Source organism: Streptomyces sp. NPDC090077, assembly GCF_044747545.1.
Taxonomy (GTDB): domain Bacteria; phylum Actinomycetota; class Actinomycetes; order Streptomycetales; family Streptomycetaceae; genus Streptomyces.
Genome location: NZ_JBIVEG010000014.1, coordinates 21,277 through 47,271, shown reverse-complemented (window position 1 = coordinate 47,271; position 25,995 = coordinate 21,277). Strand labels below are relative to the sequence as shown.

Below are 25,995 nucleotides of genomic sequence, written 5' to 3'. Positions count from 1 at the left end.
TTCTTTTAAACAAACTGTTGACGTCGCGTTCTCGCCGAATTTAGGCTGGTTCCGCATGACGGAAGACGCTTTCCGTCAGCAGTTACCCGTACGGAAGGTCACCATGTCGAAGCGCACGCTGACGACCGAGTCCGGCGCCCCGGTCGCCGACAACCAGAACTCCGCCACCGCCGGCGTCGGTGGCCCGCTCCTGATCCAGGACCAGCAGCTCCTGGAGAAGCTCGCCCGCTTCAACCGCGAGCGCATCCCGGAGCGCGTCGTGCACGCCCGCGGCTCTGCCGCGTACGGCTACTTCGAGGTGACCGACGACGTCACCGCGTACACGAGCGCGGCGTTCCTGAACACGGTCGGCAAGAAGACCGAGACCTTCCTGCGCTTCTCCACCGTCGCCGACTCCCTCGGTGGCGCCGACGCCGTCCGCGACCCGCGCGGCTTCGCCCTGAAGTTCTACACCGAAGAGGGCAACTACGACCTCGTCGGCAACAACACCCCGGTGTTCTTCATCAAGGACCCGATCAAGTTCCCCGACTTCATCCACTCCCAGAAGCGCGACCCCTTCACGGGCAAGCAGGAGCCGGACAACGTCTGGGACTTCTGGGCGCACGCCCCCGAGGCCACGCACCAGATCACCTGGCTGATGGGTGACCGCGGCATCCCGGCCTCCTACCGCCACATGAACGGCTACGGCTCCCACACCTACCAGTGGACCAACGCCCAGGGCGAGGCCTTCTTCGTCAAGTACCACTTCAAGACGAACCAGGGCATCCGCTGCCTCTCCGGCGAGCAGGCCGCCGAGCTCGTCGGCCAGGACGCCAACTCGCACCAGACCGACCTGCTCCAGGCGATCGAGCGCGGCGTGAACCCGAGCTGGACCCTCTACGTCCAGATCATGCCGGCCGCCGAGGCCGCGGACTACCGCTTCAACCCGTTCGACCTCACCAAGGTGTGGCCGCACAGCGACTACCCGCTGCAGCGCGTGGGCCGCCTGGTCCTCGACCGCAACCCGGACAACGTCTTCGCCGAGGTCGAGCAGTCCGCCTTCTCCCCGAACAACTTCGTCCCGGGCATCACCGCCTCGCCGGACAAGATGCTCCAGGGCCGCCTGTTCGCGTACGCCGACGCCCAGCGCTACCGCCTCGGCGTGAACCACACCGTGCTGCCGGTCAACGCCCCGAAGGCGACGAAGGCCGACAACTACGGCCGCGACGGCGTCATGGCGCTGCGCAACGGTTCGCGCACCGACAAGAACTACGAGCCCAACTCGTACCAGGGCCCCGCCGAGACCGGCATAGCCCTCGGCGCCCCGAAGGCCGTCTCCGGCTACACGGGCACCCACGAGGCCCCGGCCCACACCAAGGACGACGACTTCTTCCAGGCCGGTGAGCTCTACCGCCTGATGTCGGAGGCCGAGAAGCAGCGCCTGGTGGCGAACATCGCCGGCGGCCTGTCTCAGGTCACCCTCGAGGACGTCATCGAGAAGAACCTGGCTCACTTCCACGCCGCGGACGCCGACTACGGCAAGCGCGTCGAGGAGGCCGTCCGCGCCCTGCGCGACGCCTGAGCCCAACAAGCTGCACCGGGAGCCTGACGGGAGGTCAGGCTCCGGGTGCCGAGCCCGCACCGCGGACCCGGATGAGGGGTGGTACGCGGTGGGGGCAGGACGAGGACCGTGGCGGGCGAGCGAGCCAGTGCGGTGGTAATGGGTTCCGAGGCCCGTCTCTTGACCTGAGGGAGACGGCGCCGGAGTTCTCGTCGCCCGACCGCCACGGTCCCAGCCACTCCTCTCTCTATAGGGGCCACGCACAGAGCCCTCTCTATGGAGAGGAGAACCTTCCGACTCCGCCCGGCGGTGCGAACGTCCTGTCGCGCCAGCCTCGCTCCGTCGGGCGGTAACAACCAGAGAGCCGAGTCACGGACGGTCCCGTGACTCGGCTCTTTGCTTTGGGGGGTACGGGTCTTGCGGCGCGGGCCCGCCATCTCCCCCTCGACCCCCGTTCGCCGATCGGCGCCTGCCCACCCGCCTCCCGGGTGCGAGTGGGTGCCTGGGGAGCGGGATCCCCTCGGGCGGTCTCAGAGCAGGTTGGGGGCTTCCCGTCAGTCCCATCGTCCTTCCGGTTCGTGCCGGCCTGTCAAGGGCGCTCCCTTCGGTCGCGTCGCTACGCGATGGCCTTCGGCCACCCTTGACAGACCGACCCGCCCCGGAAAGCCGAAAGACTGCCGGAAAACCCCCAAAGAAACGGCACGGGGCAGAGGACAGAGGGGCGGCCGCGTCAGCGATGCGCGAGGGGCCGAGCCATGGCCGACCGGGCATCCGGGCCCCATATCCCCGTTCCGGGGCCAGGGGCGCGGCTACCTGCACGAAAAGTCGACCAGAGCAGCCTGCGGACCACCCAAGCGCAACAGATCGCTACGCGCTCCTCCAGGCTCAGCGTCCGACGACCGTCTTGGGCTGATACCCGTACCAAAAGGTGATCAGAGCAGTGCGGAAGCACAGGGGCGCGACAGATCGCTACGCGCTCCTCTCATCTCGGCGGCCAGCGGCCGTCTTGGGCTGATCTGGGGCGGGCTGGACGTTGGTCACGGCCGTGGTGAACTCGCGGCCGGAGGCGTTGCGGATGTAGGCGAGCTCCACCCAGTGCTCGATACCGGTGTCCGAGACGTTCTCATTGATCACCGCCATCAGTACGCCTTCGACGCCGGAGGCGATGTCGCGAACGCGGCGGCGGAGGAGGCGGTGCGGCACGTACTCGTAGCACTCACTCATCGGACGCTCCCTCGAAGGTGACGAGGAAGCGCTCCCAGCCGGCCAGCGCGCGATGGAGCAGTTCCGGGCTCGGCTCGATCGCAGCGACAACCGTCACTGAGGAGGCTTCATCGATGAGGGTGGGACAGGGCGCTGGCGCCGGGCGAGCGGGAATCTGGCACATGGCGGCCACTCCTCTAAAGAGGCTGAACTCCTCCACTCATGTACATGAGTGACACGAAGAAGAGTGGACCGACTCCTATACATGAGTCAACCCGCTGTGAAGGTGAACTCACAGCGGGTTGTGGACGGTGTGGTGGCCGTCAGTCGGATGCCGGGATGCGAAACTCAAAGACGAACTGGTCAGCCGCCATGAGGGTGTCACAGACCTCGATGACGCGGCCCATGTCCGTGACTGCGTTCCTCAGGAGGTGCACCACAGTGGCTCCGGGGCTCAGTGCCAACTCCGACGCCTCGGCTTTCGCCGCGGGCCGCGCCTGCAGGGTCTCCACGAACTCCGCGAACGTGTGGCCGTGCTCTTCGAGGCGTGCGTAGATACCGCCGCCTCCGGGGTTCTCCGCGAAGAGTTCCGGGATGTCACGCACGACATCCCACGGCAGGTAGGACGTCGCGGTTTCCACCGGAGTGCCGTTGCGGAAGTACAGGCGCCGGCGCGCGAGCACCTGCGTGCCGACGTCCACGCCAAGCCGCCGGGCGATCTCCTCCGGGGCCTCGACGGGCCCGACGTAGACGACGCTGACCCTCGCGGTGGCGCCCGATTGCTCCGATTCTGCAAGGTAGGCGGCTTTGCCGCCCTGCCGGAGCGAGCGACGGAAGCGGTCCGAAGACCGGTGGCGTACCGGCGGCCGGTCCTTCACGTACGAGCCCTTGCCATGCCGCGTGTCCACGAGACCGCTGGCGCGGATCTCCAGCATCGCCTTGCGGACGGTCCCGCCCGAGACTCCGTAACGCTCGACCATCTCGGCCTCACTGGGCACCTGGTCTCCCGGCTTCAAGACGCCGGCACGAACCTGCTGGACGATGTCCTCGGCGATCTGCAAGTACCGGGGGACGGCCTTGCCTCCTCCTACAGCTGCTCCCATGGTCCTTCGCTTCCTCCTATGCTCATATACATGAGTAACAGCGTCCCGTCGGACAGGTCAACGCCACGCCACTCCGTGTCGGTTGCCGGGGTGGTGGTGCGTGACGACGGCCGACTGCTGGCCATCCGCCGCGCCGACAACGGAACATGGGAGCCGCCCGGCGGAGTGCTGGAGCTGGCGGAGACCCCTGAAGACGGCGTGCGGCGGGAAGTGCTTGAGGAAACCGGCATCCGCATCGAAGTAGACCGGCTCACCGGCGTGTACAAGAACATCACGGCCGGCGTGGTGGCCCTGGTCTTCCGCTGCAAGCCCTCCGGCGGCACAGAACGCATCTCGGGTGAGAGCACGGCGGTCCAGTGGCTCACAGCGGACGAGGTTGCCGAGCGCATGTCCGAGGTCTACGCCATCCGACTCCTGGACGCCCTCGACGGCGACAGCCCCCACGTACGGAGCCACGACGGACGCCAACTCCTCACAGACCAGCCCTAGAAACACGCCGCTTAACGGGACAGTTCGGCGTCGAGCGACTCGACGGGCCAGCAGCGGCAAAGGCCGAGGGCGCCTTCCGACTGGCTGGCCACGACCACTGGCGGCGAACCGGTCGGCATGGCCTATCGCGTAAAACGAGCCCGGCCCGGTAGATAGGCGTCCTGGGACTGCGGATCCCAGATGACGAGGCGGAATTCCGCCGCGAGCTCCTCGATCGCTTTGATTGCCGCGTCGGCCCGCGACGAGAAGCTCAGGTTCATGATCACGTGGTCGATGCCGATCGCCAGCGGTGTCGACATCCACGGCGACTCTGCGGCGAAGGGCGGGCGGTCCGGGAACAGCGAGCGCAGCCGCTCATAGAACCCGACCACGCGCTCATCCGGCTCGCTCTCGCCGTGGTGGTCGGACGTGCACCGATCGAACATCGCGCGCGCCGCCGCAACATCAGCCAACTCATCCATCGCCAGAACCGCAAGATCGAAGCTCACGGGAGCATCTTCCACCCCGTGCCGCATCGGAACGACTCGCACGGCCAAAGCAATTCAGCTGCCTGCGGCTTGTCGGAGGCGCCGGGCCTTGACCGTGTCGGTGTACTGCTCGCGCGTCAGATCGTCCGCTCCGATGCCGAGCTCGGCAAGGACCTCCCGGACGTCATCGAGGGCCTCGACCACGTCCTTCTCGTCTACCTGGGTCTCCAGTTCCAGGAACGTCCCGTCCAGGTCGGGAACGCGGACGAGTGTGGCGAGCATGTGCCTGCCGCGTGCTGGGAACGAGTAGTTCCTGCACCGCTTCTCAAAGGCGATCACCGCTACGTATCCAAGGCCGCGCAGCATGGCGTGCACTGCCTCGGCATCCTCGACACGTGTCTCGTGCTCAGGCTTCGACCCCGACTCCTCGTCCGCCCGAGCACCCTTGTAAGTGAGAAGGGTGCGGGTTTCGTCCGGACCGTGGATGGTGCGCACCCGAAGCTCTTCGTCCTTGGCCTCCAGTGCCGCGTCCCGGGTGTCGTAGTAGGTGTCCTGGTAGACCTCGGCGCGGCCTTCGGCCCGCTCGTCCAGCCGCCGCAGTGTGACCTCGGGCGCGCGCACCCGTGCCTTCAGCTCCGCCTCGATCACTTTGTCCGCCCCTTCTCACACCGTGCGTTCGGCGCCCATGAGGATGGCGTCGAACGCCCCGACGAACAGGGTGGAGTCGGTTCGGATCGGCCGCCACGTAGGCAGCATGCCTACCGGTACACCTGGACGTCGCAGGTTCCGGCAAGCTCACGCAGTCGGGCCTCGGTGAGCCGCACACCGCCGGCCATCGCCAGCGTCGAACCCGCCCCGGACCAGCCCGAGACGGCCGTCAGCCGCCGAGACCAGAGAAGCGCGTAGCGATCTGCTGCGCCTGTCGGCTCCCTGGGCTGCTCTGTTCGTCCTCTGGTGCAGGTATCCGCCCAAGGCGGTCGTCGGACGCTGAGATGTGAGGAGCGCGTAGCGATCTGTCGCGCTTGGGTGCATGCCAGGGTGCTCCGATCAACCTCTCGTGCAGGTCGTCGCGCCCCTGGCGCGGAACGAGGCCGCTGAGGGCCCGGGGCCCGGCGGGCCGGCGCCCGGCCCCTCGTCTCGTCGCTGACGGGCCCGTCCCTGCTCCTTCTCCCCGTGACCGTTCTTTTGGGGGTTTCCCGGCAGTCTTTCGGCTTTCCGGGGCGGGTCGGTCGGTCAAGGGTGGAGCGCAGCGACATCGCGAAGCGACGCGACGAAGGAGCGCCCTTGAGGGACCGGCCCGACACGGAAGGACGATGGACTGCCGGGAAACCCCCAAACCCTCCCCGAGACCGTCCGGGGAGATCCCGCTCCCGGCAACCCACCCGCACCCGGGAGGCGGGTGGGCAGGCGCCGATGGGCCGGCGGGGGTCGAGGGGGTGATGGCCGGCCCGCGCCGCAAGCCCCGTACCCCCGGACGCGGAGCGGCCCCCGCCCCTCCTTCCGGAGGGGCGGGGGCCGCGGGCCGCGTGCGGGGTGGATCAGACCTGGAGGGTCTTGATCGCGGTCGGGGCGTGGCCCGGCTCGGTCGCGAGCTCTTCGAACTCGGTGACGTTGCTCATGTCGACCGTCTTGCTCATCGCGATGTTGGTGACGCGCTCCAGGATCGCCTCGACGACGACCGGGACCTGGAACTCCTGCGCCAGCTTCTTGGCCTCCTCGAAGGCCTCGCCCAGCTTGTCCGGGTCGGTGACGCGGATGGCCTTGACGCCCAGGCCCTCGGCGACCTTGACGTGGTCGACGCCGTAGACGCCGAGCTCCGGGGTGTTGATGTTCTCGAACTCGAGGTTGACCTCGAAGTTGATGCCCAGGTTGCTCTGCGCCTGGCGGATCAGGCCCAGGTAGGCGTTGTTCACGAGGACGTGGACGTAGGGGACCTTGTGCTGGGCGGCGACCGCCAGCTCCTCGATCATGAACTGGAAGTCGTAGTCGCCGGAGAGGGCGACGACCGGGACGTCGGGCTGCGCGGTGGCGGCGCCGATGGCGGCCGGGATGGTCCAGCCGAGGGGGCCGGCCTGGCCGCAGTTGACCCAGTGGCGCGGCTTGTAGACGTGCAGGAACTGCGCGGCCGCGATCTGGGAGAGGCCGATGGTGGTGACGTAGCGGGTCTCCGGGCCGAACGCCTTGTTCATCTCCTCGTAGACGCGCTGCGGCTTCATGGGGATGTTCTCGAAGTGCGTACGGCGCTGCAGGGTGGCCTTGCGCTCCTGCGCGGAGGCGGCCCAGGCGGAGAAGTCGGGGAGCTTGCCCTCGGCCTTCCACTCCTTCGCGACCTCGATGAAGAGCTCCAGGGCGGCCTTGGCGTCGGAGGCGATGCCGAAGTCGGGGGCGAAGATCCGGCCCAGCTGGGTGGGCTCGATGTCGACGTGGACGAACTTGCGGCCCTTGGTGTAGGCGTCCATGTTGTAGCCGGTGTGACGGTTGGCCCAGCGGTTGCCGATGCCGATGACCGTGTCCGACTCCAGGAAGGTCGCATTGCCGTAGCGGTGCGCGGTCTGGACGCCGACCATGCCGGCGGCCAGCTCGTGGTCGTCCGGGATGGTGCCCCAGCCCATGAGGGTGGAGATGACCGGGATGTTCGTCAGCTCGGCGAACTCGACCAGCAGGTCGGAGGCGTCGGCGTTGATGATGCCGCCGCCGGCGACGATCAGCGGGCGCTCGGCCTCCAGCAGGAAGCTCAGGGCCTTCTCGGCCTGGGCGCGGCTGGCCTGCGGCTTGTAGACCGGCAGCGGGGTGTAGGTCGCGGGGTCGAACTCGATCTCGGTCAGCTGGACGTCGATCGGGAGGTCGATCAGGACCGGGCCCGGACGGCCGGAGCGCATCAGGTGGAAGGCCTGCTGGAAGACGCCGGGGACCTGCGCGGCCTCCAGGACCGTGGTGGCGGCCTTGGTGACGGGCTTGGCGATCGTGGCGATGTCGACGGCCTGGAAGTCCTCCTTGTGGAGCTTCGAGACCGGAGCCTGACCGGTGATGCAGAGGATCGGGATCGAGTCCGCGATGGCGGAGTACAGGCCGGTGATCATGTCGGTGCCGGCCGGACCCGAGGTACCGATGCAGACGCCGATGTTGCCCGCCTGGGCACGGGTGTAGCCCTCGGCCATGTGCGAGGCGCCCTCGACGTGGCGGGCCAGCGTGTGCGCGATGCCGCCCACGTTCTTGAGCTCGCGGTAGAACGGGTTGATCGCAGCACCGGGCACGCCGAACGCTTGTTCGACACCCTCGAGCTTGAGGATCTCAACTGCGGCAGCGGCGGCTGTCATACGAGGCATCAGGTTCTCCTGCGGGTCTGGCGGTCAGACTTTTTCCGTCATCCGGAATTCTTGTTCTGCTATACGGAACAAGCTAAGGCGCGACTTCACGCACGTCAAGGCGGTTGGCGACCCCGGAACACACCAAAAGCCGCATTGCGTTCGGCGACTTGTACAAAAGACCAGGGCCCGGAGCCGGATCGGCGTGAATCGGTCGGTCCGCGCCGCCCGGCGGTCGCCGGTGGTGGAGCATGGACCCACGCACAGCGACGGAGGGGGTCCAGGTCTCATGGCGGAAGCGGTACCGGTGCGCTGTCCTTCGTGCCGGCGCGAGAACGGCTACAGCGTCCCGGTCTACCCCTGTGCCTGCGGGAGCCCGGTCGCGCCGCCGCTGGACCTGGCGGCGGCGCCCGTCCCCCTCACCCACCGGAACTGGTCGGAGGCCTGGGTGACGGTGCGCTGCGGGGCCTGCGGGCGGGAGAGCGAGTGGCCGCACCCGGAGGTGGGCTGCGGCTCCTGCGGGACGGTCGTACGGGTGCCCGTGCACCCGCTGGAGCAGCCGGCCGGCCCCGGCGGGCCCGCGGGCGCGGGCGCGCGGGACGGCGTACGGCAGGACCCGGCGCGGCCGGAAGCCGGTGCGGCGGGGCCCGGCGGCCCCGCGGGAGGGGCGGGGGCGGACACGGGGGCGGGGGACTCCGGGGCCGGGGACTCCGGGGCCGGGGGCGGCGTGGGGCCGCGTACGGGGCCCGGGGCCGGGAGGTCCCCGGTGCCGCGGCCGGGGGTGTCGCGGTCGGCGTTCCGGCCCGTGACCATCCGTACCGCCCGGGACGCGGTCGTCACGGCCGCGCTGTACCTGCGCTGGCTCGGGTTCCAGGACGTGCGCCAGCCCGACGCGGTCCCGATCCCCTCGGCGGTGGTGGACCTGCGGGCCCCCGGGGTGGTGGCGCAGGTGGACCCGACGACGGCTCCGGCGGGGCTGCGGGCGGTGGAGTGCGTGTGGCTGAACGGCCTGACGGCCTCGGCGACCAGCGTCTACTTCTCCCTGGCCGGGTACACCGAGGAGGCCCGGGGCCGGGCGGACGACCTGGGGATACCGCTGTTCGTGATGGACCTGACGGGCATGCCGCAGCCGGTCAACGACCCGGCGGACCGGCTGGTGGGAATGGGGGCCTAGGCTCAGGCGCTGTCGATGTCCGTGAGGACGGCGCCCCAGCCGCGCCCCTTCTTTCGATTCCCGCCGAGGAGAGCCCGATGAGCCTGTACGACATCCCGCTGACCACCCTGGACGACGAGCCCACCAGCCTGGCGGCCCACCGGGGCAAGGCCATCCTGCTGGTGAACACCGCCTCCCAGTGCGGGCTCACCCCCCAGTACTCGGGGCTCGCCCGGCTCCAGTTCGCGTACGAGGCGAAGGGCTTCACCGTTATAGGTGTGCCGTGCAACCAGTTCGGCGGCCAGGAGCCGGGCAACGCGGAGGACATCCAGACCTTCTGCGCGGCCGGCTTCGGCGTGACCTTCCCGATGCTGGAGAAGTCCGAGGTCAACGGCGAGAACCGGCACCCCCTGTACCAGGAGCTGGTGAAGACCCCGGACGCCGAGGGCGAGGCGGGGGACATCCAGTGGAACTTCGAGAAGTTCCTGATCTCCCCCGCCGGCGAGGTCGTCGCGCGCTTCCGCCCGCGTACCGAGCCCGAGGCCCCCGAGGTCATCGCCGCGATCGAGGCGCAGCTGCCGGGCTGAACCCCGTACGCCCTGCTCAGCCCAGGTCGGCCTCGTCGTACTCCCCCGCCGAGCCGGCCGCGGTGAGCTCTCTCAGCTCGACCCGGCGGATCTTGCCGGAGACGGTCTTGGGGAGCTCGGCGAACTCGATGCGCCGGATCCGCTTGTAGGGGGAGAGGACCGCCCGGGAGTGCTCGAAGAGCGCCCGGGCGGTCTCCTTCCCGGGCTCCCAGCCGGCGGCGAGGGTGATGTACGCCTTCGGCACCGCCAGGCGCAGCTCGTCGGGGGCGGGGACGACGGCCGCCTCGGCCACGGCCTCGTGCTCCAGGAGGGCGCTCTCCAGCTCGAAGGGGCTGATCTTGTAGTCGGAGGCCTTGAAGACGTCGTCGGCCCGGCCCACGTAGGTGAGGTACCCGTCGGCGTCGCGCGAGGCGATGTCGCCGGTGCGGTAGAGCCCGTCGGCCATGGCCTCGGCGGTCCGCTCGGGGTCGTCCCGGTAGCCGGTCATCACGCCGGCGGGGGCGTGGCGCAGGTCCACGCACAGCTCGCCCTCGACGGGGGACTCCTTGCCGGTGACGGCGTCCAGCAGGACGATCTCGTACCCGGGCGCGGGGCGGCCCATGGACCCGGGCTTCACCTCGGCTCCGGGGAAGTTGCCCACCTGGAGGGTGGTCTCGGTCTGGCCGAAGCCGTCGCGGATGGTGATGCCCCAGGCGTCCCGGACCCGCTCGATGACCTCCGGGTTCAGGGGTTCGCCGGCGGCGACGGCCTCGCGCGGGGGCCTGCGCAGCTTGGTGAGGTCGGACTGGATCAGCATCCGCCAGACGGTGGGCGGGGCGCAGAAGGTGGTGACGCCGCCGCGGTCCATCTCGGCCATGAGGCGCTCGGCGTCGAAGCGGGCGTAGTTGTGGACGAAGATGGTGGCGCCCGCGTTCCAGGGGGCGAAGAGGTTGGACCAGGCGTGCTTGGCCCAGCCGGGCGAGGCGATGTTGAGGTGGACGTCGCCGGGGCGCAGCCCGAGCCAGTACATGGTGGAGAGGTGCCCGATCGGGTACGAGGCGTGCGTGTGCTCGACCAGCTTGGGGTGGGCGGTGGTGCCCGAGGTGAAGTAGAGCATCAGGGGGTCGGTGGCGAGGGTGGTGCCGTCCGGGGTGAAGGTGCAGTCGGTCGCGTAGAGGTCCTCCAGCCGCCGCCATCCGGTGGGGACCTCGGCCCCGGCGGCGATGCGGGTGTAGGTGCCGGGGACCTCGTCGAACTTGTGGGTGTCCTCGGCGCGCGCGATGACGTGGCGCACGTGGCCCCGGTCGACCCGGTCGCGCAGGTCGGCCGGGCCGAGCAGCGGGGTGGCGGGGATGACGACGGCGCGCAGCTTCATCGCGCCGAGCATCACCTCCCAGAGCTCTCTCTGGTTGCCGAGCATGACGAGGATCCGGTCGCCGGCGGCGACGCCCTGGGCGCGGAGCCAGTTGGCGGCGGAGTCCGACCGTACGCTCATCTCGCCGAAGGAGACGGAGCGGCTGGTGCCGTCCTCCTCCACGATGCGCAGGGCGTCGGCGCCGTTCCCGTGCGCGATGTGGTCGAACCAGTCGAGGGCCCAGTTGAAGCGCTCGGGGCGGGGCCAGGTGAAGCCGGCGCGTGCGGCGTCGTACTTCCCGCGGTGTTCGAGCAGGAAGTCCCGCGCGGCCTGGAAGCTTTCGGTGGCGCTGTTCTCCGTCATGGGAGGCATCGTGCCGCGCCGGACAGTGCCTCCACCAGGGCGGCGTCAGCCGTGGATTGACCCGAAGCGGACGGGTCCGGGCGCGCCGGCCATCCCGGCGAGGAGGGCTTCGCCCTCGGCGGCGATCTCGTCCTTGCGCGCGCGGGTCTGCGTACCGAAGAGCTCGACGGTGAGGCCCGGGCGGCCGCCCTCGTCGTCCGTCTGCCAGAGCCCGGCGAGGAACCCGTCGACGAGGAGGGTGCGGTGGGCCTGGTTGCCGGTCCAGCTGCGGCCCTTGGCCTCCGGGGGGATCACGCGGGACCGGTCGGCGTGCGAAAGGAGCAGGTTGTCGAACTCGGGGAGGAAGCGGGGCGGTGCGGGCGTGCCGGCGTCGGGGCGGGGTGCGTCGGGCAGGTCGAAGAGCTCGACGCCGTTCTCGTCGCGGAAGGCGGCCAGCCGGGGGCGCAGCCGCTCGAAGGCCTCGCGCAGCCGGGTGAGGCCGGCCCAGGTCTGCATGTCCTTGACGGAGGCGGGCCCGAAGGCACCCAGGTAGCGCAGCACGACGGCGTCGATGCCGGCGTCGGCCCCCTCCGCCTCGGCCCCCTCCGCCTCGGCCACATCGGTCTCCCCCACCCAGCACTCGAGACTCGTCAGCCGCACCTGCCCGCTGCGTCCCCACACCCCGCGCGGGGTGACCTGTACGAGCGGGAGCAGGCAGCGGGCGGCCACGGCCAGCGACTGCGGATCGGCGGAGGGCCACTCCCGCAGCAGCTCCTCGCGGATCTCCCCCATCGTGCGCGGCTCCTCCTCGACGAAGTCCCGCGCGCGCCGGGCCAGCCGCTCCAGGTCCACTCCGGCCAGCCCCTTCCGGAAGTAGTTCACCTCCCGGTCCCGGGCCCCCTGGACGAGCGGCCTCAGGACGAGGGCGTCCCGGACGGTGTGGGTGTGGATGGTGGAGCGCATGGTCACCATCCGGACCACCTCGCGCTGCTCCATCAGCGTGGCCAGCTGCTCGGGCCGGAACCCGGCGAGCCGGGCGTGGAGCTGGAAGTACGGGGGCTTCACGTTCTGCGCCTGGAGCCCGAGCAGGTGCGCGACGGCGTCCTGCGGGGACATCTCGGCGCGGCTCAGCAGCAGCTGGCGGGCGAGCGTGGCACGGTTCAGAGCGCGGGTGTCGAGTACGGGGTTCGTCCTGGAAGCCATACCGGCAACCTACTCCCCCTTGCGGACACCCTCTGTCCTCAATCGCAACGCCCCCAAGCCCCCAAGGCCCCCAAGCCGCCAAGCCGCCAAGCCCCTGACCCCCACTCCTCCGGAGCTGACCTGCGATGTCGGAGCGACCGAACCGCCGCCCCTCCTCCCCGTCGAGGCGCTCGGGCTGGCTCCGCCCGCCCGGCCCCGCCGCCACGCCCCCCTCGGCGACCCCCGGCCCGGCACCGGCGGACCGCGCGAGCGTGATCGACTCCGCCGTCTACCGCGACGGCCGCCGGGTCGCCACCCCCACCACCCTCGCGGACACCTTCCGGCTGCTGCGCGAGCAACCGGACGGCATGGCCTGGATCGGCCTCCACCGCCCCACGGAGTCCGAACTCCACTCCCTGGCCGCCGAGTTCGACCTCCACCCGCTTTCGATCGAAGACGCCCTGGAGGCCCACCAGCGCCCCAAGCTGGAGCGCTACGGCGACACCCTCTTCGTGGTCCTGCGCGCGGCCCGCTACCTGGACGCCCTGGAGGAGGTCGACTTCGGCGAGCTCCACATCTTCGTCGGCCCGGACTTCCTGATCACGGTCCGCCACGGCGCGGCCCCGGACCTCACCACCGTCCGCCGCCGCATGGAGGAGACCCCGGACCTCCTCTCCCTCGGCCCAGAGGCCGTCCTGTACGCGATCCTCGACGCGGTGGTGGACGGCTACGCCCCGGTCGTGGCGGGCGTCCAGACCGACATGGACGAGATCGAGACGGAGGTCTTCCGCGGCGACCCGGAGGTGTCCCGCCGCATCTACGAACTCTCCCGCGAAATGGTCGAGTTCCAGCGCGCCACCCGCCCCCTGGTCGGCATGCTCCACGGCCTGATGGCGGGCTTCGCCAAGTACGGCACGGACGAGGAACTCCAGCGCTACCTCCGCGACGTGGCCGACCACGTAACCCACACAAGCGAGCGCGTCGACGGCTTCCGCCAGGCCCTCACCGAAATCCTCACGGTGAACGCCACCCTGGTCTCGCAGCAACAGAACGCCGAGATGCGCGCGCTGGCGGAGGCGGGCTTCGAACAGAACGAGGAGATCAAGAAGATCTCCAGCTGGGCCGCCATCCTCTTCGCCCCCACCCTGGTAGGCACCATCTACGGCATGAACTTCGAGACCATGCCCGAACTGCACTGGGCCGCCGGCTACCCCTTCGCGATCCTGCTGATGGCGGTGGTTTGCACGAGCCTGTACGTCATCTTCAAGAAGCGCGACTGGCTATAGCAGACAGCGCAGAGCCTGCGGTCCACTTCGCGTCAGCGAATGCAGTTGGGGGTCCGCTACAGGGGCCTGGGGAGAATGCGCCGCAGCGAAAGCAGGGCGGTCACTCCACCCACGGCCGTTCTGCTAGATGTTCCCGTAGGCCGCTGTTTGGTTAGTAGAAGCCGCCTCGCTCGGCATCGAGCTTCTTGTACTGCACGAGTACGAGGCTATGGCGCGTGACGTTGCAGGAGATGATGTCGCAGCCGAGGGCCTGCTCCGCGGGGGTTCGGTTGGCGTTCGCGACCAGCAACGTGCGGCCGTGCTCTCGGAACTTCCGCCAAGCCACATGGTTGGTCTCGTCACCTCCGCAGCCGGCGCACATGGGTGACGCGCAGTTGCTGTTCCTGGTCTCTGGCCCCGCGTCGTCGAACCGACTTGCCCACTCGCGTAATCCCGTACCGCCCGTAGACGTCCATGGAGGCGACCAGGAGCAGGTGACGACCCTTGGACCACAGGTCACGCTGGCGCGTGAACGTACCCGTCGTGATAGCAGCCGCCTGCCCTCGGTGTCCAGGACCACGCAGTGGTGGTGCGTCTTGCCGATGTCCGTCCCCGCCCAGATCTGAGCCACCTGTTCCTCCGGCCGTTCGCTATGTGCTGTTCTCCCGGACGACCTCGCCATCTGCGACGGACGCGGCACTCTGCTCAAGGTCATCTTTACTGGAGCGAACGTCAACGACGTCGCCCGGACCCTCGCCCTGGTCTGGTCTGGCCTGGTCTGGTCGACGGCATCCCGCCCGTCGCGGGCAGGCCCGGCCGGCCCCGCCGACGCACGGAAGCCCTGCTCGGCGACAAGGGCCACGGCTCGAACCCGAACCGCGCGGGTTGCGGCACCGGCCCCGCCCCTGCGTCGCCGGTGGCCACTCCTGCAGGGGTCACTCGAATGGAGTAATCAAACGCGCCACCCACATGGGTGAAGATCAAGCTGAGTAGTGCCCCAACCGAGGCAATCCGCGAAAGGGAAACCACATGCGCATTCGACGAACTCTCGCCGCCGTCATCGCCACGGCAGCCTTCGCCGGGCTCGGCCTCACAGGTGCCGCCACCGCCACGGCCGCCACCCACACGGCCACCACTACCGCCCACACCGAAAGCCTCACCCCGGGTGAGTGTGTGGACGGCGGCGGAAAGGTGGTCGGGATGACGTGCGTCGGCGGTACGGGCGACGGGCAGATGGTCGACTAACGGCCACTGGGCGCCCCGCAGCCACGCGCCGCGGGGCGCTCCCGCGCGAGCATGTCAGCCGGCGCCAGCAGATGAGGCTGCGGGCGAGAATCTGGGGAGAACGCGGCCAGCGGGCCATGGAGTCAGCCGGGGCTCGCGAAGACGTGGCCGACTTGCACCCCTGCCGCCCACACGATTGTGACGGTGCATCAGGTTCTGTCAGTGGTCGCCGCTCCAACCGATCTGGAGGTCCGCACGACGCGGACCGTTCGGCGACAGCTCCGTCGCACAGCAGTCTGCGCCAGAGCCCGCCGTCTCGGCGCCAGCGGCCGGACAGCGACGGCCCGTCCGCGGCGAGGCATCCAACGGGCACCCGACATGGCCCCGCCGGCCCGGAAAGCCTCGGACGGGACTGATCAGTTCGGGTGGTCGGGCCCGGCCGCTGCGATAGTCCGTCGCCCCTCAGCGTTCTGCTGTCGGGTGGGCCCGGCCGCCCCGAGGGGCAATGCCAACACGTTCACTGCGGCACGGCCCCGGCACGGAGGAGCGGCGTGAGCAGATCGACCGCTTCCTCCCAGGGGAAGCGGTCAGCCCCGCCTCCGGACTTCGGGCGGTGGGGCTCGTAGCTGCCGATCAGGACGCCCATCTCCCGGAGCTCGACGATGCTGCGCCGGTAGGCCCGGTGGGCGGCGAGCGCGGTGTTCACGTAGGGCAGGAGGAGCGTGGGGATGCCCATGCCGGGTGCTTCGCAGAGGATGCCGAGGGCCAGGTTGTCGGCGAAGCCGGCGGCCCACTTGTTGACCGTGTTGAACGTGGCCGGCGCGACCGCGATGGCATCGGCCCGCGGGTAGGTCCGTGCCTCGCCGGGCGAGCGCCAGGCGGACCTGACCGGGTACCCGGTCTGCTCCTCGATCGCCCGGACGTCGAGGAACTCGAGACCTTGCGGCGTGGCGATGACGCCGACGTCCCAGCCCCGTTCCTGCGCTGCGGCAATGAGTCTGCCGACGTCGCCGGCGATCCCGGCGGCACAGACGACGACGTACAGGAAGGGTTTCGGCTGCGGCGCGGTCACGCGGATACTCCCAAGTCGGCGGCTGAAGTGGCGGAGCTCCGGCAGCGTACGACGGCCTCGACAGCGGGGCGGGCGGGGGCCAGGCCGCGGATGTGATCGGCGTTCTGGTCCCCTCGGGCGGATGGCGGTGGAGAGCCGGACGGGGGCCGGGTCAGTCGGTGCCTTCGACGATGCGGAAGTCGCGCTCGACGGCGTCGGCCAGCACGGCCAGCGCTTCCTGGTAGGCCGCGGTCTCGCGCGCCGCGACGGCCTGCTCGAAGCTGTCGAACTCGATCAGGACGGTCCGCTCGGCGATTCCGGCGTCGTACGCCGCGACCCGGCCGCCACGGGCGAGGGTGCGGCCGCCCGCGGCCTTGACGGCCGCACCGGCCAGCTCGCTGTAGGCGGCGAGCTTCTCGGGGTCCGAAACGGTGCGGTAGACGCTGACCCAGTAGCCCTTGGGCATGGAACCTCCAGTGTGGGGACGAGTGCATCCGACGTGCGGGTGATCGCCGTAGCCGGTGCCGGCCCGGGCGCGCTGCCCGAGGTTGCCGACGATGGACATCATGGAGGGGACCGGCAGGTTGCGCCCGGGAACGGGCCACCGGAGACGTCTTCGCCGTTGCCCCGCCGGTCAGTGTCCGGTGAGCTGCTGGTGGACGCACTGCCGGTACTGCCGGAAGCTGCCGGGGTCGTAGCACTGCTGCGTCTCGTTGGCGTACCAGGTCATGAAGACGGCGACCAGGACGGACACCGCGATCGCGAGGGACGACGTCACCAGGCCGGTGACGGACATGCCCCGGCCGGTGCCGGTCCGCTGGGCCTTCCACAGAGCGGCGATGCCCAGGACCGCTCCGATGACGCCGAGCAGACCGCCGACGAAGACGATCGAGGTGACCCAGCCGATGATGCCGAGCACCATGGAGGCCACGGCCAGTCCGTTCCTGTCGGCCGGAGGGCGGGTCCCGGTTCCTTGCGTGTTCATCAGCGGTCCTCTCGTCAACGGGGCAGGGCACGATCATGGGTTCGGGGGTGGCGGGTGCGCATCGCGGAATGGAGGGAAAGGGCACTCCCCCGATCGGGGGAGGCCGGCGGTCGGCCGCCGGGTCATACTGGCCGGCGTGATCAGGGCATTCCGGCCGTTTCTGCGCGGCTCCACGTATGTGGGCATGGTGTTCGCCCATGCCGGCGCGTTGGCCAGCCTTCCGCTGCTGCCCTTCGCCCTGCTGCCGGCACTCGCGTGGCACCCCGCTCCGCAGGGAGCCCGGATCGCCGTGGTCCTCCTGGTCTGGGCAGCGCTGGTCGGTGCGGCGGGGCTCGCCCGTACGACGCGGCGGGCGCTGATCGTGTCGGCCCGCCGGCTGCTGGGGGTGGGGCTGCCGGATCCCTCGGCGGGCCCCCGGCCCGCAACTCCGCGCAGCGCCGACCGCTGGCAGACGCCGGTCTGGCTGCTCCTGCACGTGGCGCTCGGGTGGACGGGCGGTCTCCTCAGCGGTGCGCTCCTGTTCGCGGGCCTGGCCCTGCCCGGGGGCTGGACCGGAGTCTGGGCGGGGCTGGATCTGCCCGGCCGGGTGGTCCGGGTGAACGGAGGCTGGCCCAGCTGGCTGCTCGCGCTCGGCTGCGTGCTGCTGTCGGCGGTCGTGTGCGTGGTGGTGACGAACGCCCTGCGGTGGTTGGCGCCGAGGCTGTTGGGGCCGTCGGCGGCCGAACGGCTGGCGCTGGCGGCCGAGCGGGAGCGGGTCCTGGCCGAACGGAACCGGCTCGCCCACGAGTTGCACGACTCGATCGGGCACACCCTGACGGCGGCCACGATCCAGGCAGCGGTGGCGGGCGAGCTGCTCTCCGCCGACCCGGTGGCGGCACGGGCCGCCCTGCGCAGCATCGAGGAGTCGGCCCGGGCCGCACTGGAGGACCTGGACTACGTACTGGGCGTGCTGCGCGAGGAGGGGGCGGGGACGGCACCGACCCGGACCCTGGCCGACCTGCCCGAGCTGGTGGACCGGGTGCGGCACGCAGGGGCGGTGGTGGAGCTCGAGCTGTCGGGCGAGCCCGCGCAGGTGCAGGGGACGCTCTCCCGGGCGGCGTACCGGATCCTGCAGGAGGGGCTGACGAATGCGCTGCGGCACGGGGCGGGCGGTCCGGTCACGGTCCGGGTGGCGGGCACGCCGGACGGGCTGGAGCTCGGTGTGGTGAACCGGATCGGGGCCGGCGGGGGCAGGGACACGGGCGCCGGCACGGGTGCCTTCCCCACGTCCGGCCACGGCCTGCCGGGGCTGGCGGAGCGCGTGCGGTTGCTGCACGGCGAGATCGAGGCCGGCCCGGACGGGCAGCAGCACTGGCGGCTGGCGGTGAGGCTGCCGGTACGGTGGTCGGCATGACCGTCTCCGAGACGAGCGGAGCCGTCGCCGTCCGCCCCGCCCCTTCCGACAGCGTCACCCTCCTGATCGCGGACGACGACGAGGTGACCCGCAGCGGCCTTCGCCTGCTCCTGGCGGCGCAGCCCGGGATCTCGGTGGTCGGTGAGGCCTGCGACGGTGTCGAGGCGGTCGAGCAGGCCCGGCGCCTGCGGCCCGACGTGGTCCTCATGGACGTCCGGATGCCGCGCCGCAACGGGATCGAGGCCACCCGGCTGCTGCTGGCCGGGTCGGCCGCACCGCCGAAGGTCGTGGTGATCACCACCTTCGAGAACGACGACCACGTCACCGCCGCGCTCGGCGCGGGGGCGAGCGGCTTCGTGCTCAAGCGGCTCCCGGTCCGGCAGATCGCGGAGGCGGTGCGGGTGGTGGCGGCCGGGGAGGCGATCCTCTTCCCGGCGGCACTGCGCCGGATGGTCGCCGCCCGCCCGCTGGGCTCCGCCGAGGCACTCCCCCACGCGGCGCTGACCGGGCGCGAGGAGGAGGTGCTGCGCCTGATGGCCACCGGCCTGTCCAACCCGGCGATCGCGGAGTCGCTCACGCTGAGCCTGGAGACCGTGAAGACGCACGTCGGGAACGTGCTGACCAAGCTCGGCGCGCACAACCGGACCCACGCCGTGGTGATCGCCTACGAGTCCGGCCTGGTGGCTCCCGGGTTCGCCGGGTTCGGTGGACCGGGCTCGTCATCCGCACGGGCGACTTCGTGACCGGGACGCCGCCGGATCCCCTGCGCGACCCGCGGTTCTTCGCCGACCCCTACCCGACGTACGAGCGGCTGCGCGCGGGGTGTCCCGTGCAGCGGGTGGCCGTCGGGGGCGGGGGGCACCGGGCGTATCTGGTCACCGGGTACCGCGAGGCCCGGGAGGCGTTCGCCGAGCCGGGGCTGTCCAAGGACGCCGCGCGGTTCTTCGCCGGGCGGGGTTCGGGCCGGGATCTGCATCCGGCGGTGGCGCGCAACATGCTGTCCAGCGACCCGCCGGTGCACACGCGCCAGCGGAAGGTGGTCGCGCCGCTGTTCACCACCGGGCGGGTACGGGAGCTGCGGCCCTTCATCACCCGGGTCGTCGACGGGCTCACGGCCGGGTGGCGGGCGGGGGCGGAGGTGGACCTGGTGGCCGGTCTGGCGGTGCCGCTGCCGGTGACGGTGGTCTGCGAGCTGCTGGGGGTGCCGGAGGCCGACCGGGTCATGGTCGCCGGGTGGTCGCGCGAGCTGTTCGACGCGGCCGACACCGGGCGCGTCGACGCCGCGTCGCACCGGATCGGCGACTACTTCACCGGGCTCGTGGACGCGGCCGCCGACGACGGACCGCTCGGCCCCCTGCTGCGCCTCGGCCGGGAGGAGGCCGTTTCGTCGGCCGCTCTGCTGCTGGTCGCGGGGCACGAGACCACCACCCACTTCATCGGCAACGCCGTCCTGGCGCTGCTCCGGCATCCGGAGGCCTTCGACCGGCTGTGCCGGGACCCGGACCTGGTTCCCGGTGCCCTCGACGAACTGCTGCGCTTCGACTCCCCGGTGGGCGTGGCCACGTTCCGCCACAGTACGGAGGACCTGGCCGTCGGCGGGGTCGGCATCCCGGCCGGCCACCCGGTACTCGTCTCCCCCGGGGCCGCGAACCGCGACCCGGCGGTGTTCCCGGAGCCGGACCGGCTGGACCTGGACCGCGATGCGGGCGGGCACCTCGCCTTCGGGTACGGCATCCACCGCTGCCCGGGTGCGCCGCTGGCGCGGGCGGAGGCGGAGATCGCGCTGCGGGCGCTCGTGACCCGGTTCCCGGACACGCGCCTGGCCGTCCCGGCGGAGTCCCTGGCCTGGCGGCACACCCGTCTCACCCGGGGTCTGGCCGCCCTGCCCCTCACCCTCGGCTGAGGACGGACAGCACCACCGGTCCGCCCGCCCGGTCGACCCGCGTCGTCCACCCGGGCGGCAGGCGCAGCGAGCGGTCCGGGCCGACGCGGGCGGGGAAGCGGCGGTGCCACAGGAGGCGGCCGTCCTGGCGGGCCCGGATCAGGGGGGCGGTCAGCGGCTCGCGGGACCGCAGGAGGAGGGGGCGGGTGGCGGAGGCGGTCAGGTGGTTCGGGGTGAGCCAGAACAGGGGCGGGTCGGCTAGGAGGGCCGGGCCGGGGACGGGCCAGGGGGTGCCGGAGAGGTGGGCGAGGACGGCGGGGGCGGCGGCGGCGCCCTCGGCCGCTGCGGTGGCGGCGGGTTCGATGCCGCGGAGGGCGTTGCCGACGGCGAAGACCCCGGGCGCCGAGGTGCGGAAGGAGGGGTCCACGGAGGGGCCCCGGGTGCCCGGGTCGAGGGTGATGCCGCCGCGGCGGGCCAGTTCGTGGTCGGGGATCCAGTCGCCGGTGAAGACCACCGTGTCGCAGGCGATGACGCCGGACCGGCCGTCCTGGTGGCGTACGGCGACGCCCGTGAGCCGGCCCCGGCCGTGGAGGGCGGTCACCGTGGTCCGGGTCAGGAGGGGGATTCCGGGGAGGGCGGTGCCGTGCGGGTGTTCCGTGAGCATCGCCGCGGCCTGCGTCCCCGCCCGGCGGAGGAGGCGTGCCGCGTGGCGGGCCACCGGTTCGGCTCCGACCAGCACCGCCCGACGGCCCACCGGGTGGAGCGACTGCTGGAGTTCGCCGGTGGTGAGGACGCCGGCCGGGCGGGTTCCGGGTACCAGACGGGCGCTGCGGGGGCGTTCGCGGGCGCCGGTGGCGAGGACGACGGCGCGGGCGGTGATCCGTTCCAGTCCGGCGGGGCTCGTGGTCTCCAGGGTCAGCGGTCCCGCCCAGCCGGTGGCGGTGACGCCGGTGCGGACCGCGGCTCCGGCGTCCAGGGCGGCCGCGACGGCGCGGCCCGCGTACTCCGGGCCGCGCAGCAGGCCGAAGCCCCCGCGGTGGTGGCAGTGGCGGGGTACGCCGCCGGGCCGTTCGTCCCGTTCCAGGACCTCGACCCGGCCCGCGCCCGCCTGCGCGGCGCGGGCGGCGAGGGCCAGCCCGGCCGGGCCCGCTCCGACGACCAGCACGTCGACGGTCCGGTCCGTACGGTTCATCCTCACGGCTCCTTCGATGCGAACAGCGCCCGGACCGCGGCCCCGCAGTGGAAGCCCTGGCAGCGGCCGGCCCGGGCGCGGGTGCGCCGCCGCAGGCCGTCGAGGGAGCCGGGCGGGACGGTCGAGCCGAGCGCGTCGCGGATCTCGCCGCGGGTGACGCGTTCGCAGTGGCAGACGATGCGGCCGTACTCGGGGTCCGCCGCGATCAGCTCCGCGTCGCGGTAGGGGCGGGGGAACGCCTCGCCCAGGTTCGGCATCCGGACCGGTTCGAGGTCCCTGGCGCCGGTCACGGGCAGGCCTCCCTCGGCGAGCAGGTCCACGACGTGGGCGGCGATCGCCATCGAGGCGGTCAGGCCCGTCGAGCGGATCCCACCGACGGTGACGTAGCGCTGGGCGGGGTGGGCGCGGATCCGGTAGTCCTCGGATCCGGTGGCGGCCCGCAGTCCCGCGTAGACGGCGGTGACCTCCTCGTCCAGCAGGGCGGGCAGGATCCGGCCGCCCTTCTCCCGGAGCAGGGCGATGCCTTCGGCGGTCGAGCCGGTGGCCGCCTTGTCGTCCAGGTCCTCGGCGGTCGGGCCCAGCATGACCTTGCCGTGCACCGTCGGCGTGACCAGGACGCCCTTGCCGAGCGCGCCCGGCACCGGCAGCAGGATGTGGCGTACGAGGCCCCGTGCGAGCTCGTCGAAGACGATCAGCTGGCCGCGCCGGGGGGTGACGGTGAAGTCGGCGTGGCCGAGGAGCCGGTCGATCGCGTCGGCGTGCAGGCCGGCCGCGTTGACCAGGTGGCGGGTGCGCAGCGGTCCGCGGCCGGTGGCCAGTACGTGCGGGTCTCCGGAGGGGCCGGAAGTGACGGCGCTGACGCGGCAGTTGAGGTGGAGGTCGACGCCCGCGCGGACGGCCTGCGTGGCGTACGCGAGCGTGGTCGTCCAGGGGCAGATGACGGCCTCGCCGGGGACTTCGAGGGCTCCGAGCACTCCGGGGCCGAGGTGCGGTTCGCGGGCCCGGACCTCCTCGGGCGGCACGGTGCGCGTGTCGTGGCAGCCGTTGCGGACGGCCTTGGCGGCGAGGCCGGGGAGGGCGGCGTGCTGTTCCTCGTCCCAGGCGACGAGGAGGGCTCCGAGCGGCTCCACCGGGATGCCGCTCTCGGCGGCGTACGCGGCGAGCCGCCGGCTGCCGTCGCGGACCAGCCGGGATTCCAGGGAGCCGGGGACGGCGTCGAAGCCGGTGTGCAGGATGGCGGTGTTGGCCTTGGAGGTGCCGTCCCCGACGTCGTCGGAGGCGTCGAGCAGGGCGGTCCGCAGCGGGATCCGGGCCAGTTCGCGGGCGATGGCGGAGCCGACCACTCCGGCGCCGATGACGGTGACGTCGTAGGTGCCGCCGGGCAGGGTGCCGCGGGTGGTGACGCTCACGCGGGGCCGTCGAGCAGGGCGGCGACCGCGGTGCGGAAGCGGGCGCGGCGTTCGGCGGCGGCCTCGGCGGTCGCCCTGGGCTCGTAGACGGCGGACGGCTTCCACTCCGGGACGGCCTCGTGGACCGTGAGGGAGGGGTCGAGGCCGAGGCGGGCGACGGCACCGACGCCGAGGGCGGTGGCGTCGGGCAGGGCCGACACCTCCACGGGGATCCGGAGCAGGTCGGCCTGGGCCTGCATGAGCAGGGCGGAGCGGGTGAGTCCGCCGTCGACGCGGAGGGCGGTGAGCGGGGTGCCGAGGTCGGCGGCGGCCGCGTCGGCGAGTTCGGCGACCTGGGCGGCGATGCCGTCGCACAGGGCGTGCACCAGGTGTCCGGCGGTGGTGCCGAGGCCGAGGCCGGTGACGGAGCCGCGCAGGTCGCCCCGCCACCAGGGGGCGGCGAGTCCGGCGAGCGCGGGGACGAAGGTGACGCCGCCGGAGTCCGGGACGCCGGCGCCGACGGTGTCGATGTCCCGGGCGCCGGAGATGACGCCGAGGTCGGTGAGCCAGCGTACGGCGGAGGCGGCCGTGTACACCTGGCCGTCGAGGCAGTAGCTGGTCCGGCCGCCGATCCGCCAGGCGACGCAGCCGACGAGTCCGGTGGTGCTGCGGCGCGGCTGCGGCCCGGTCTGGGCGAGCAGGAACGCACCGGTTCCGTAGGTGCACTTGGCGGTGCCGGGTGCGGTGACGCTCTGGGCGAGCAGGGCGGCCTGCTGGTCGACGAGCAGTCCGGTCAGCGGCAGTTCGGGGCCGAAGGCGGTGGTGGTGCCGACGTGCGCGTCGGCGTCGACGATCCGCGGCAGCGGTTCGCCGGTGAGGCCGAAGGCGGCGAGGGCCTCCGGGGACCAGCCGACGGTGTCGAGGTCGAGGAGCTGGGTGCGGCCGGCGGTCGCGGCGTCGGTGACGAACTCGCCGGTGAGGCGGTGCACCAGCCAGGCGTCGCTGGTCGTGACCACGCCCCGGCGGGTCAGGTGGCGGCGTATCCAGGCCATCTTGGGCGCGGCGAAGTACGGGTCGAGCGGGAGTCCGGTGCGTTCGCGCAGCAGGTCCGCGTGCGGGGCGAGTTCGGTGCAGAGGCCGGCGGCGCGCCGGTCCTGCCAGACGATGGCGTCGGTCAGCGGCTCGCCGGTCGCCGGGTCCCAGGCGAGGACGGTCTCGCCCTGGTTGGCCAGGCCCACGGCCGCCACCGGTTCACCGGCCGCGGCCAGTGCGGCCCGCCCGGCGTCGACGACGGATCCCAGCAGCTCGGCGGGGTCCACCTCCACGCGGCCGTCGGGCAGGTGGCGGGGGCGCACGGGGGCGGAGGCCGAGCCGATGATCCCGCGGTCGGGACACAGGACGAGGGCCTTGGTTCCCGAGGTGCCTTGGTCCACAGCGAGCACCGGGCCCGTCATCACCACTCCGTTCCGTCCGCCGGCAGTCCGTCAGGCGGCGGTCCCTGCGGATCTGTTGCGCCGTCGGTCCACTGACCCCGCAAGTCCGTTGATCCGCCGGTCGGAAGCCTCCATCAGCGGAGGACGCCCGTCAAGATCCCTCCCGGTCCGCCGACGTCGACTGACGGCCAATCATTTCCCTTCCGTGGCTTGAAACTTGCGCTCGAAAAAGTTTCCGGGTGAGATCCGCCGCACCCGCTCTATAGTGATCGCCGATCAACGGGCGGTAACGGCGCCGCCCGTGGCTCGACTGCGGGGGTCCGCCGAACAGTTCGCGCACGGTTCACGCATCCCTGGTGCTGGCCCGACCCCGCGGTGCGGCGATCGGACGCCAGACGGACCGACACGTCCCTCCATGCGATCCGAGGACCGATGACCACGATGACCGCAGTACGAGCCGGCTCCGGCCGCACGTCACCCGGGACGGGGTGATGGCCGGCGGCGACTTCCGGCCCGTCTACCACCCCGCCGGCCTCGACAACGACCTGCGCGCCGCCGTACAGGACCTGCGCACCGGCCGCTGGCTGTCGATGGCGCGGCTGCTGGAGCGCACGGACGGCTGGGGGCTGTGGACCCAGCGCACCCAGGTCCTCGCCGCCGTCGCGGCCGGCTCCGACGTCGTCCAGGCCTGGCGGACCGAGCAGCCCACCAGCCTGGCGGCGACCGTGATGCACACCCGGGTCGCCGTCGAGCGCGCCGTCCGCGCCCACCGTGCGGGCCATCCCCGTACGCACGAGCTGTGGCAGGAGGCCTGGCAGTCCTGCCGGACCACCGCCGGGCTGAGCCCCGCCGACCCCGTGCCCTGGGTGTGCCTGCTCGCCCTGGCCCTCCTCGACGAGGACCGCCGGATGGACGAGCACCGGCTGCCGCCGCCCGGCCCGATGCTCCCTCCCGGGCCGTGGGGCATCCTCGCGCAGGCCGACGAGCGGGACCCGCACAACCGCGAGGCCTACCACCGGATGCTCCAGTTCGTGCACGCGGGCCCGCACGGGACCAGGCGCACCGAGGCCGCCAACTTCGCCCGCTGGGCCGTCGGCACGGCCCCGGCCGGGTCCCCCGTCCACCTCCTGCCGCTCTACGTCCACGTCGAGCGCTACCGCCGCGAGGGCGGCCAGGAACGGGCCCTCGACCTGCACTGGGTCGCCGAGGACGCCATCCGCGACGCCGCCCACGCCCTGGACTCCTGGTTCCCGTACGCCGACCCGGCGCAGGCCTCCCCGCTCGACCTGAACCACCTCGCGCACGCCCTGTGGGGAGCGCACCGGTTCGAGGCCGCGGCCCGGGTCTTCGAAGCGATGGGCGGGTACTGGACCACCCTGCCCTGGGCCCTGCGGACCCGCGACCCCGCCGACCCGGCGCTCGCCGAGGAGGTGTTCCTGCACGCCAGGTCCCGCAGCCTGGCCGACCGGGACTGACCT

Annotated in this window: 23 protein-coding genes; 10 read left to right on the top strand and 13 right to left on the bottom strand. The window is 71.9% G+C overall.

What is annotated here, in order from left to right:
• The first annotated feature begins 103 nt into the window (after nt 1-103).
• Complete coding sequence (locus ACIPW5_RS23020) at nt 104-1,561, top strand: catalase (RefSeq protein ID WP_401248197.1); 1,458 nt, start codon at nt 104-106, stop codon at nt 1,559-1,561.
• A 948-nt stretch (nt 1,562-2,509) separates the two neighbouring features.
• Here the strand turns inward: ACIPW5_RS23020 and ACIPW5_RS23015 are convergent.
• Nucleotides 2,510-2,764 carry a hypothetical protein gene (locus ACIPW5_RS23015; protein WP_401247881.1) on the bottom strand — a complete coding sequence of 85 codons (255 nt, stop codon included), beginning with the start codon at nt 2,762-2,764 and terminating at the stop codon, nt 2,510-2,512.
• A gap of 302 nt (nt 2,765-3,066) precedes the next feature.
• Complete coding sequence (locus tag ACIPW5_RS23010) at nt 3,067-3,846, bottom strand: GntR family transcriptional regulator (RefSeq protein WP_401247878.1); 780 nt, start codon at nt 3,844-3,846, stop codon at nt 3,067-3,069.
• Between the two features lie 18 nt (nt 3,847-3,864).
• Here ACIPW5_RS23010 and ACIPW5_RS23005 point away from each other — a divergent pair, with 18 nt between their 5' ends.
• Nucleotides 3,865-4,335, top strand: a complete 471-nt coding sequence (locus ACIPW5_RS23005; RefSeq protein WP_401247875.1) for an NUDIX hydrolase — start codon at nt 3,865-3,867, stop codon at nt 4,333-4,335.
• A gap of 122 nt (nt 4,336-4,457) precedes the next feature.
• On the opposite strand, the gene ACIPW5_RS23000 is transcribed toward ACIPW5_RS23005, so the two are convergent.
• The 3 genes from ACIPW5_RS23000 to gcl form a co-directional block, all read right to left on the bottom strand.
• On the bottom strand, nt 4,458-4,823 hold the full coding sequence (locus tag ACIPW5_RS23000) for a hypothetical protein (RefSeq protein ID WP_401247872.1): 366 nt from the start codon (nt 4,821-4,823) through the stop codon (nt 4,458-4,460).
• Between the two features lie 54 nt (nt 4,824-4,877).
• A complete protein-coding gene (gene cyaB, locus ACIPW5_RS22995; RefSeq protein ID WP_401247869.1) occupies nt 4,878-5,450 on the bottom strand; it encodes a class IV adenylate cyclase in 573 nt (190 codons plus the stop codon).
• Between the two features lie 890 nt (nt 5,451-6,340).
• Nucleotides 6,341-8,128, bottom strand: coding sequence for a glyoxylate carboligase (gene gcl, locus ACIPW5_RS22990; RefSeq protein WP_401247866.1), 1,788 nt, complete (start codon nt 8,126-8,128; stop codon nt 6,341-6,343).
• A gap of 268 nt (nt 8,129-8,396) precedes the next feature.
• Between gcl and ACIPW5_RS22985 the strand changes: the two genes are divergently transcribed.
• Nucleotides 8,397-9,281, top strand: a complete 885-nt coding sequence (locus ACIPW5_RS22985) for a hypothetical protein (protein ID WP_401247863.1) — start codon at nt 8,397-8,399, stop codon at nt 9,279-9,281.
• A gap of 77 nt (nt 9,282-9,358) precedes the next feature.
• Nucleotides 9,359-9,847 (top strand): glutathione peroxidase, encoded by a 489-nt coding sequence (locus tag ACIPW5_RS22980; protein WP_401247860.1) that lies wholly within the window; start codon nt 9,359-9,361, stop codon nt 9,845-9,847.
• 16 nt (nt 9,848-9,863) lie between these two features.
• On the opposite strand, the gene ACIPW5_RS22975 is transcribed toward ACIPW5_RS22980, so the two are convergent.
• Nucleotides 9,864-11,543, bottom strand: coding sequence for an AMP-binding protein (locus ACIPW5_RS22975; RefSeq protein WP_401247857.1), 1,680 nt, complete (start codon nt 11,541-11,543; stop codon nt 9,864-9,866).
• A 45-nt stretch (nt 11,544-11,588) separates the two neighbouring features.
• Nucleotides 11,589-12,725, bottom strand: a complete 1,137-nt coding sequence (locus ACIPW5_RS22970) for a winged helix DNA-binding domain-containing protein (protein ID WP_401247854.1) — start codon at nt 12,723-12,725, stop codon at nt 11,589-11,591.
• A 125-nt stretch (nt 12,726-12,850) separates the two neighbouring features.
• Here ACIPW5_RS22970 and ACIPW5_RS22965 point away from each other — a divergent pair, with 125 nt between their 5' ends.
• Entirely contained in the window at nt 12,851-13,990 is a 1,140-nt protein-coding gene (locus ACIPW5_RS22965; RefSeq protein ID WP_401247851.1) for a magnesium and cobalt transport protein CorA, read from the top strand.
• A gap of 1,008 nt (nt 13,991-14,998) precedes the next feature.
• Complete coding sequence (locus ACIPW5_RS22960; protein ID WP_401247848.1) at nt 14,999-15,214, top strand: hypothetical protein; 216 nt, start codon at nt 14,999-15,001, stop codon at nt 15,212-15,214.
• A gap of 496 nt (nt 15,215-15,710) precedes the next feature.
• Here the strand turns inward: ACIPW5_RS22960 and ACIPW5_RS22955 are convergent, their stop codons facing one another.
• From ACIPW5_RS22955 to ACIPW5_RS22945, 3 genes are all read right to left on the bottom strand, one after another.
• On the bottom strand, nt 15,711-16,265 hold the full coding sequence (locus ACIPW5_RS22955; RefSeq protein WP_401247846.1) for a flavoprotein: 555 nt from the start codon (nt 16,263-16,265) through the stop codon (nt 15,711-15,713).
• A 151-nt stretch (nt 16,266-16,416) separates the two neighbouring features.
• Nucleotides 16,417-16,710 (bottom strand): DUF1330 domain-containing protein, encoded by a 294-nt coding sequence (locus tag ACIPW5_RS22950; protein WP_401247843.1) that lies wholly within the window; start codon nt 16,708-16,710, stop codon nt 16,417-16,419.
• 168 nt (nt 16,711-16,878) lie between these two features.
• Nucleotides 16,879-17,229, bottom strand: a complete 351-nt coding sequence (locus tag ACIPW5_RS22945; RefSeq protein ID WP_401247840.1) for a DUF4190 domain-containing protein — start codon at nt 17,227-17,229, stop codon at nt 16,879-16,881.
• 136 nt (nt 17,230-17,365) lie between these two features.
• On the opposite strand from ACIPW5_RS22945, the gene ACIPW5_RS22940 reads away from it, so the two are divergent.
• From ACIPW5_RS22940 to ACIPW5_RS22930, 3 genes are read left to right on the top strand one after another with little or no spacing between them, the layout of a single operon-like run.
• Nucleotides 17,366-18,622: a sensor histidine kinase gene (locus ACIPW5_RS22940; protein WP_401247838.1), complete on the top strand. Its 1,257-nt coding sequence runs from the start codon at nt 17,366-17,368 to the stop codon at nt 18,620-18,622.
• Nucleotides 18,619-19,365, top strand: a complete 747-nt coding sequence (locus ACIPW5_RS22935) for a response regulator (protein ID WP_401247835.1) — start codon at nt 18,619-18,621, stop codon at nt 19,363-19,365. Before ACIPW5_RS22940 ends, ACIPW5_RS22935 begins: the two co-directional genes overlap by 4 nt.
• Nucleotides 19,362-20,525: a cytochrome P450 gene (locus tag ACIPW5_RS22930; RefSeq protein ID WP_401247832.1), complete on the top strand. Its 1,164-nt coding sequence runs from the start codon at nt 19,362-19,364 to the stop codon at nt 20,523-20,525. Before ACIPW5_RS22935 ends, ACIPW5_RS22930 begins: the two co-directional genes overlap by 4 nt.
• Here ACIPW5_RS22930 and ACIPW5_RS22925 read toward each other — a convergent pair.
• From ACIPW5_RS22925 to ACIPW5_RS22915, 3 genes are read right to left on the bottom strand one after another with little or no spacing between them, the layout of a single operon-like run.
• A complete protein-coding gene (locus ACIPW5_RS22925; protein ID WP_401247829.1) occupies nt 20,512-21,696 on the bottom strand; it encodes an NAD(P)/FAD-dependent oxidoreductase in 1,185 nt (394 codons plus the stop codon). The two genes, ACIPW5_RS22930 and ACIPW5_RS22925, sit on opposite strands and share 14 nt — an antisense overlap.
• A 2-nt stretch (nt 21,697-21,698) precedes the next feature.
• The gene (locus ACIPW5_RS22920) at nt 21,699-23,105 is read right to left on the bottom strand and encodes an FAD-dependent oxidoreductase (protein ID WP_401247827.1); all 1,407 of its coding nucleotides are present in this window, start codon (nt 23,103-23,105) and stop codon (nt 21,699-21,701) included.
• Nucleotides 23,102-24,538: an FGGY family carbohydrate kinase gene (locus ACIPW5_RS22915; protein ID WP_401247824.1), complete on the bottom strand. Its 1,437-nt coding sequence runs from the start codon at nt 24,536-24,538 to the stop codon at nt 23,102-23,104. Before ACIPW5_RS22915 ends, ACIPW5_RS22920 begins: the two co-directional genes overlap by 4 nt.
• 470 nt (nt 24,539-25,008) lie before the next feature.
• Here ACIPW5_RS22915 and ACIPW5_RS22910 point away from each other — a divergent pair, with 470 nt between their 5' ends.
• On the top strand, nt 25,009-25,992 hold the full coding sequence (locus ACIPW5_RS22910; protein WP_401247821.1) for a hypothetical protein: 984 nt from the start codon (nt 25,009-25,011) through the stop codon (nt 25,990-25,992).
• Nucleotides 25,993-25,995 lie beyond the last annotated feature (3 nt).